The sequence below is a fragment of the Okeania sp. SIO2F4 genome, from assembly GCF_010672385.1.
Classification (GTDB): Bacteria; Cyanobacteriota; Cyanobacteriia; order Cyanobacteriales; family Microcoleaceae; genus Trichodesmium.
This window is the reverse complement of record NZ_JAAHGT010000413.1, coordinates 1-8,079: the sequence shown is the minus strand read 5'-3', so window position 1 is coordinate 8,079 and position 8,079 is coordinate 1. Positions and strand designations below refer to the sequence as shown.

At 36.5% G+C, this 8,079-nt stretch carries 7 protein-coding genes; 4 read left to right on the top strand and 3 right to left on the bottom strand.

What is annotated here, in order from left to right; translation table 11 throughout:
* Positions 1 to 2,467, top strand: a 2,467-nt coding sequence (locus F6K22_RS23280) for a hypothetical protein (protein WP_293103343.1), incomplete at its 5' end; no start/stop codon positions are given.
* A gap of 114 nt (positions 2,468 to 2,581) precedes the next feature.
* Here the strand turns inward: F6K22_RS23280 and F6K22_RS23275 are convergent.
* Positions 2,582 to 3,067, bottom strand: a complete 486-nt coding sequence (locus F6K22_RS23275) for a hypothetical protein (protein ID WP_293103341.1) — start codon at positions 3,065 to 3,067, stop codon at positions 2,582 to 2,584.
* A gap of 128 nt (positions 3,068 to 3,195) precedes the next feature.
* Between F6K22_RS23275 and F6K22_RS23270 the strand changes: the two genes are divergently transcribed.
* Entirely contained in the window at positions 3,196 to 3,321 is a 126-nt protein-coding gene (locus tag F6K22_RS23270; RefSeq protein ID WP_293103339.1) for a hypothetical protein, read from the top strand.
* 121 nt (positions 3,322 to 3,442) lie between these two features.
* Here F6K22_RS23270 and F6K22_RS23265 read toward each other — a convergent pair whose 3' ends face one another.
* The gene (locus tag F6K22_RS23265) at positions 3,443 to 4,000 is read right to left on the bottom strand and encodes a hypothetical protein (protein WP_293103338.1); all 558 of its coding nucleotides are present in this window, start codon (positions 3,998 to 4,000) and stop codon (positions 3,443 to 3,445) included.
* Positions 4,001 to 4,066: 66 nt separating this feature from the next.
* Between F6K22_RS23265 and F6K22_RS23260 the strand changes: the two genes are divergently transcribed.
* Positions 4,067 to 4,987 carry an Rpn family recombination-promoting nuclease/putative transposase gene (locus tag F6K22_RS23260; protein WP_293103336.1) on the top strand — a complete coding sequence of 307 codons (921 nt, stop codon included), beginning with the start codon at positions 4,067 to 4,069 and terminating at the stop codon, positions 4,985 to 4,987.
* A 578-nt stretch (positions 4,988 to 5,565) separates the two neighbouring features.
* Positions 5,566 to 6,549: a hypothetical protein gene (locus F6K22_RS23255; RefSeq protein ID WP_293103334.1), complete on the top strand. Its 984-nt coding sequence runs from the start codon at positions 5,566 to 5,568 to the stop codon at positions 6,547 to 6,549.
* 554 nt (positions 6,550 to 7,103) lie between these two features.
* On the opposite strand, the gene F6K22_RS23250 is transcribed toward F6K22_RS23255, so the two are convergent.
* Entirely contained in the window at positions 7,104 to 7,724 is a 621-nt protein-coding gene (locus tag F6K22_RS23250) for a Uma2 family endonuclease (protein ID WP_293103332.1), read from the bottom strand.
* Positions 7,725 to 8,079: the final 355 nt, after the last annotated feature.

Sequence of the window (8,079 nt, the reverse complement as noted above, 5' to 3'; positions counted from 1 at the left end):
TGAGAACTGGTTAATCAAAGAACCCAATATTAAATTTGATTTGAGAGTATGGGGAGATACTCCTGCAAGAGAAGCGTACGCCAAAGGATGGAATTTAATACTAGACAAACATGGCTGTGGAGAAGGGAAATCTCATGTTTATGGTAGCCTAACAGCAGACAAGCTAGAAGGAATAGAACGGACAGTGTTTGCAGCCACAAACCATCGTAACCCCACGGTTGAGAGTGTTGAGCATCGTAAAGACTTAATAGCCAAACACAACGGGTTAACCTATGACAATACCAAACATACACCATTAGGCAACCCCTACCAAACAGCAACACCATCAAACCAACCCCCAGATATTGCCCCGCCGTGTATAGAGCATAAACTATTTAATACAGCTTATGAATTACAGTTAAATGCTTTCTCTGGAAAAGGAAGCAAAATCTGTCAGACTTGTCCCAAGCTCAAGGCAGGCTGTGATTACCTAGAAGAAAGACGCAATACTCTAGGTACAGAAAAAATCAAAGATGAGGACGGCAATGTTATAGGAGAAATTCCTAACTATCCTGATATTAGAGCTGACCTAAACGGACTCAACAAATTTGATGTACCTACAGCTTTAATAGTTGACGAAATTGACCAAACATTAGAACCATCCAAACCTATACGCATAACTCAAGATGCCATCGCCAGAGGAAACATGAAACTGGCATCCTTAGAAAATCAGAAATTAGCTAAAGTTCTACAAGAAATATGTCAGAAAATTTATGCTCTTATAGATAACTATGAACCTGCCAATAAACATGGGTCTGACCATTTCCAAGTAATGGAAAAACTCGCCTCCCTTAGCATTCCTAAAAATGAATGGTTATCATCAGAAAAAAAATACCTGCAATATTTGACTTATATTGCTAAGGATAAATTCAATGCCATAATTGAGGAAATATACAGCTCAGAACTCGTAAATCCTCAAATAAACTTATGGGGAGAATCCGAATATATATATAAAGTAAACCACGACCCCATCACCAGAGAAATAACAACAGTAGAAAAAAAACCAACAGGAAAAATATTACCCACCATACCTTCTCTTGACAACTTAATAGCAGAATGCCAAAAACTGCTGAAAACTAATTTTGATAAAATTATAGATTCAGGAATGACTCCTGGTGAAAAAACAGAAGCATTAGAACTAAACCATACCTTAGACTTTTTATCTCCTATTCTCAAAGTTATCAATGGAGATAGAAAAATCAGTCTAAGCTTGAACAAAAACTGTTTAACAATAACAAAACCTTGGTACAGACACCAAGACATTATTAAGTCAGCAGCAGTCGTGACATTCTTAGACACAACCCAAGACGTTGCAGATTTAAGGCGTAATCTCAACCTGGACAAAGACGAACCTATATTGGTATTTTCCAGCCCAGAAAAAGACCACAGCAACCTAACCCTTAAATTTATGCAAGACTTTGGTCATGCAAGTAATCAACGTCGCAGCGGGTCTCAATACAACGAAACAGAACGAATAACAGCATTTATTAATCAAATAGCTGAAAATCACAGAAGTGAAAAAATCGGCTTGATAGACTATAAAGCTCATGCCTACTCTCACAAATTACCAGACAACATTGTGAAAGTCGGCCACTGGGGGAATGATAGTCGAGGGTCCAATCAATTTTTAGACTGCACTACTATGATAGCCATCGGCGACTACACCGAAAATCTCGGCGCCCTAGCTGCTAAGTGGCAGTGCACGACTGGTCAAATTGTCACCCCGAGCAAATTAACAGGAGACTACGGTCGTCATATCAAACGCCGTCGGATAGCTGATTTGGAGCAAGTAATAGGTCGCCCCCGTGCCACTAACCGCCCTGACGAACAGATCGTTATCTACTTACCCGGAAAATGGACTTCGGATGAAATTTCAGCGATCGCCTCCAGACTGCCAGGAGTAAATATAGAACTTGTGGCCACTTATGATGTATGTCCTAAAGCAGCACAGAAAGGAGAGCAGGTCAACAGAAAAATCATTAATACCATGTGGGAATTAGCCAAAGTCGGCCAAAATTTCACTCAAGAAAAGGTAGCTCAAATAGTAGGACTGTCGCGAAGTAGGGTTTCTCAAGTCTGCCTCGACCTACTACCAACAAGTTTTGTGCGGTTCAAAAAAATGTTAGTTTTGCTTTGGAATACCTTAAACAGAACTAACAATCCTAAAAAAGCGTTATCTGAGCTACCGGAGGAAATCAGGTGGTTTGTCTCAGAATGGCTCCCTGACTTTCCCTATTTTGTCCAGCAAGGTGAGACCCTAGAGGAAATGGCCGAAAATATCGAGTTCGCTGTTAAGACTTACGGCCAATATATCCTAGAGTATGTATCGGTTGATACAATTATGGATTTGATTAAATTATTTATGGCCCCGATGCCGATTAGTTTTTGGGAGGAGTTGCGTAGGCAAGTGGAACCGATACCGATTTAATTCTCACTCGTAGTTCAAAAATTAAACTCCTAAACTCCTACTGTGGGTAGGCTGGCTTTGCTGTGGTTTGATGATACGCTCTTTGCCACGGAAATGCCACGAAAAATGGAATTATCAAGAACATACTATATGAGGCATACGGTCTCTGATTCTGGCACGCGATTTAATACTGGCTTTGATTTTGAAATTACCTTCTTTAGGAGGAAAAATATTGTATTTTACTCTGTCTCTATGGCATAACACAATGTCATCATTTTCGATAAAAAATTCATATCTACTTTGAGTTAATGGTGAGATTAAATTAATTAACTGCTCTACTATTTCAGATTCTAAAATATTAAATTCTAGAAAACAGCCATGATAATTATTATCATATAAGTGTGTTAAAAAATTGTCAAAAACAGCGGGAAATCTCCAATGTTTTTGAAAGTAAACTTCAGGTGATACAAGATATCTAATATCTTCATTATTACTTGGTTGCTCATTTTCTTTTGTTTTATTACTGGGTCGCTCATTCTCTTTTACCTGCGGATTATTATATAACCTTGTTCTATATTTCTTGTTTTTATGCCGCTTTCTACTTTTGGATTTTATTCCCATAATTATTACTCCGAAAAAAAAAATGTACCCACCATCCCAGAAGAATAAGGCTCATAATATGTGGCTTTATTCTTGTGATTTATTACTAATAATAATATCATATAATTACAGGTAATAATCAAGTAATTATGAAACGAAAAATGTCAGAAAAAATTAATCTTCAATTAACTAGCTATCAGCTAGAGCGCCTAAAATTTTGTGCTTATGTAATGGTATTTGTTAGTGTTAGTGCCATTAGTAGCTCCTCTTTCTGAGACAATATTTCGGAACGTCCAAGTTTAGGTAAAACATTTCCATCCCGTAATGCTGAGTGCTGATTGCTTATTTAAGTTGTACCCCACCTTTGGAGTTTGGAGTGTGGAGCTTTGGTTAGTTTTAATTAATTGCACAGAATTCCAGATGGACTTGTTGCAGTAGTAAATCTAATTTATCAGAAATATATGGGTAGTTATCCCAACAGTAAGGGCAGATATAATGAGCATAATTATTAAAGACCTCTTGTTTGTTCCTGACTTTTTCTAGCTCTTGAGAGGGAAAAGTACTTATTAAATGTTTTTGGGTAGAACCTGGTGGTTTTCCCCATAATTCAATTTGATTGTGTTTGTTTCGCACCTCGACATAGTTAGCAGTTGCATTGGCCTTCAATTTAGTCATTTTTAAAGCTAAATCACATGGGTAGTCATCAATGATTTCATGTGAAGTCTCAAATTCCCACTGAAATTGTTTTTTCAACTCATGGTTTAAATTAAATATTTCTCTTTGAGCATTGATAAGTCCTTCTCTAGTTAAACCTAATATAGATCCTGCTTTGTTAGTATTGATTGTTTGTTCTAGTATTTGTTCTAAGTTATAACTTGCATTTTGTTTTTTATTTAATTTTTCTTGAGGTTTTGATAACCTTCTTTGAGCTTTCAACTTAGCTTGTCTACCCATGTTGCACTTCAGTATATTTACATTACTATTTTATAATGTTAATTAATAATTAGGAGAAAAAATACTATGAAATTTGTTAGTCCTAAGATAGATTATGCTTTTAAAAAAATCTTCGGTTCGCAACAAAGTCAAGATATCTTAATTAGCTTTCTCAATGCCATAATTTATGGTGGGGAAAAAACCATTCAGTCTTTGACAATTGTTAATCCTTTTAATCCTGGTCAAATAATTTCATTAAAAGATACTTATTTGGATGTAAAAGCAGTTTTAGTTGATGGTTCTGTTGTAGTGATTGAAATGCAGGTTGCTAGAATGGCTGGTTTTAATAAACGAGTAGCTTATAACCTAGCTAAAGCTTATGCAAATCAATTAGAAACAGGAGAAGATTATCTCTTACTTAATCCAGCTATAGCGGTGACAATTACGGATTTTATTTTGTTTGAAAATAATGAGGATGTAATTAATAAGTTTGTCTTTCAACAAGAGACTAAAAAAATTAAATTTCTGGAAAAAGAGTTACAACTATTTTTTGTAGAATTGCCAAAGTTTAAGAAAAATTTGTCTGAGTTACATAGTTTAAGTGATAAGTGGATTTATTTTCTCAAAGGTGCTAGCCGTTTAGATGAGATACCGGAGAATTTAAGAGAAGTTTCGGAAATAGAAAAGGCTTTAAATATTGCTAATAAAATTAACATGACAGCGGAAGAGTTAGACATAGTTGAGCGTCGAGGAATAGCAATGCAAGATGAGAGAGGACGGATAACTTATGCGGAACAACAAGGAGAGCAAAGAGGGGAAGAAAAAGGCCAACAAAAAGGGAGAGCGCAATTAATAATACGTCAACTTAAAAAGCGTTTTGGAGAAATTCCAGAGGCAATAATTAGTCAAATTGAGGATTTATCAGTTGAAGATTTGGATAATTTAGGGGAAGATTTTTTAGACTTTAATAAATTGGAAGATTTGTTGAGTTGGTTGCAGGAACGATGAACATCTCTACATGGATTTAGGAGCGATCGCGCTCATTAGTAAGGCCAAACAGATACTAACATTACCGATTTGAAGCAGCAAGAAGGCTTGGATTCAGAATCCATAAAGACGTAAAAAAAGTCAAAAAAAGGATAAAAATGTATAAATCAGCAAAATGTATGGCAATTGAAAATTATATAGAAAGACTGTTTAAGAGTAGTTTTCATTCGATAGATTGGAGGATAACAGCTTCCAATATTGGAGAAAGGCAAGATTCTTATCTGATATTTATAGATTGTAAAATATCATATTCATTCTTGAACATTTTAAAAATAGTGATTTTTAGGCAAGTAAATATATTCAGACTGCCTCATAGAAGTTTTGAACTTAAGTACTGCAAAGACCAGTCTATTCACGACATTAAACAGGATATTTATGATAAAATAAATCATGGTTTAGAGGGTCTGACTCTAGATAGAATTGAAGAAGATTATAAATAACAAGATGGTTACCGCGTTTTTGTCGCGTCACACATTATCGTTTTGCAAGGAATAACTGTATATAGTTGAGCAAAATCATAAAAAACGGAGAGTGTTAGTATGGTGTCTATCCCAGACCTAGAAAAAAATTTAGCAAAAATGCAGCAGCTCCTTAATGCTGCACAAAACGAAGTACAAAAGAAAACTTTTCAAGATATTATTGAGAATATAACTAAGCAATTAGAGCAGGAAAAATCTAAATTAAATCCGACTAAAGCGGAGGATTTAAAAGTAGATAAACCTTCAGATAAAGAGACAACATTTCAATCAATTCAGCAGTCCAAAACTGAAACTAAAAAACAGACAGAATCAAACCCTAAATCTGAATCTCAAAAAGTAGCTAGTTCAGAAGTAAAAGAAGAAGAAAGCCTACCACCTAAACAAGATTATGCTTTCCAAGGTATAGGAATTTTATATGGCAAAATAGTCAGGCGATATGAGGATAATGATGCTTACTACAATCTGATTTCAGAAGGAAAAACTTATGGATTAATTTATAATAGCCCCAAGGTAAAAGAATTTCTCAGGCTAGACTACAATCCTGACAAAGATAGGTATGTAACTGTTTATCCTTACCTCACACATTTTCCCAACAAAAATACTCCCCCCAAACTAGCTTTTACCATAATTGCAGCCAATGATACTCCTCATTTAGATTTGAAGGTTAACGAGTTTAAACTATCAGGATTGTGGCAATTTATAGCGGTCTGTAAATGTCCTGTAATTTCTATTCATAGGAATAGAAAAGGAAAAGACGATCGCGTCTCACGATTAAAGAAAAAATTTGATAATGAGAAATTAAATAAGAAATTAACTAGGGCAAATCACGTTCCTGTGCTGTGGAGGGATGCTCTAGTTAAACCGTTTAGATTTAATCCTAAATTGGAGAAAGATCAACAAGGCTCACGCTACTTTGTAGAAATTAAAGCTAAATTTTTACCGGGTAGAGAACAATGGGGATTTATGGAACTATTTGGAGAGCCGACACTAGATGTTCCTAAGTATTATAAACCTGAGAAAATCTCTAATTCCCAAGTAGCATAATATCCTTTTCCCGACCGCAAATTGGGAAAACTCATCTTTACCGGAAAATTGGGTTGAAAGCCTCCCTCTGGAAGGGAGACTTTGTGTTATAGTGGAAACAGCGGAAAGGTATTCAACCGCTCTAAAAACCTATAGCTACTTAACTGTAGCGTTTGCACCTTGAAAAGTAGAGTTATGGAGTTTTGTACTGGTTAGCTTGTACATAGAAAAACTCGCTCGCAACAAGTATCAGAGAACCAAAGTTTTTTTTAAGGTTTGAACTGTACCGTAGGGCATACGGGAACGGGCTCTTGAAATAGAGCAAACGCTTGGGGAGAGAACCATCTCTGGACTAGATGCCGCAAGGTGTTTAGTTTAAGTGGACTCATTGAACCAAGAATCCTGGTTTCAGGAGAATCTCCGCGCCTTTAGGCCGGAGAGTATGTCAAGAATGTGGAGTTCTCTCCCGTTAAATCGCCTGATTATAACGGGAGACCCCTTGCCGAATCTAGTTGTTGATTTTGGTTTGAATCCCCATACACTCATATTGCTGTCTCCAGCAATCCTTCTTTAACTTAACAAATTCCTTCTCGAAACGCTTTAGCAGCAGCAAGAGGACTTGGATTCTGAATACATTCGGTTAATAACTCAATGTTTAATTCAGGTAAAACTTTGCTGCGATTAATCGCCTCATACCCAAAAGTTGTAGTGAATTGCTCCGAATCTTGTCGCAGATAGTAAATAGCAAGGCGATCGAATTGCCAAAACCAAACTTCTTGTATCCCAAGTTGTTGATAGAGAGCCAACTTATTAATCCCACCCGACGTGACAACGACTTCAATGGCCAAATCGGGGAATTCTTTATCTGTGCCAATACAATAACTCTCGTCTGGTTCCCCTCCCACAGACTGTTCAGACTTACTAAAAGTTGTGGAACCTGTGGGAAAGTATTCTGTGTTAGTTTCCAGAAAGTAAATTTCTAACAACGTTCCAATTCGGGTTTTTCCACTTTCATGCCGACGACTAGGGGCCACGATTTCCAAAACTCCATCTAAATAACTGATACGGTAGGAGGAGCGATCCCCCAAAACTGACAATAATGTTTCGTATTGTGACCAACTCACCGGACTAATGGTATGACGTTCTTCCGGGTCGTCAATCTGGAGACGTTCGGATAAGTCATTTAATAGAATCATAGTTTACTGAGCTATTGAAAAGAGCCTCTATTTTAACTCACGGGATGACAAGCAAGCTTAATGGTATATCTAAAGAGATTTTGACACTCTCACCGTTAAATCGGAGATTATAACGGGAGATTCTTGTATCACAGATTCTTAACTAGATAACAAATCAAACAAGTTGAGTTGTACCCCCGTCAGACTATCTCCACAAGCTTTTTCTTTAACCGTGTGCCCCACGGCTATTTGTAACGGCTTGCAAACAAAAACGCCTCGGCTCGCAAACAAGGCAATTTTCAGCTCACATTAATTGCAAATAAAAATAGGTTTCAGCTCACATTAACTGCAAATCAGCTCAAATTATTTGCAAATA

Bases quoted from the DNA above. Each gene is read 5' to 3' on its own strand.
- F6K22_RS23270 (WP_293103339.1), top strand. From the start codon at position 3,196: ATGAAACGAAAAATGTCAGAAAAAATTAATCTTCAATTAACTAGCTAT.
- F6K22_RS23275 (WP_293103341.1), bottom strand. From the start codon at position 3,067: ATGGGAATAAAATCCAAAAGTAGAAAGCGGCATAAAAACAAGAAATAT.
- F6K22_RS23255 (WP_293103334.1), top strand. From the start codon at position 5,566: ATGGTGTCTATCCCAGACCTAGAAAAAAATTTAGCAAAAATGCAGCAG.
- F6K22_RS23265 (WP_293103338.1), bottom strand. From the start codon at position 4,000: ATGGGTAGACAAGCTAAGTTGAAAGCTCAAAGAAGGTTATCAAAACCT.
- F6K22_RS23250 (WP_293103332.1), bottom strand. From the start codon at position 7,724: ATGATTCTATTAAATGACTTATCCGAACGTCTCCAGATTGACGACCCG.
- F6K22_RS23260 (WP_293103336.1), top strand. From the start codon at position 4,067: ATGAAATTTGTTAGTCCTAAGATAGATTATGCTTTTAAAAAAATCTTC.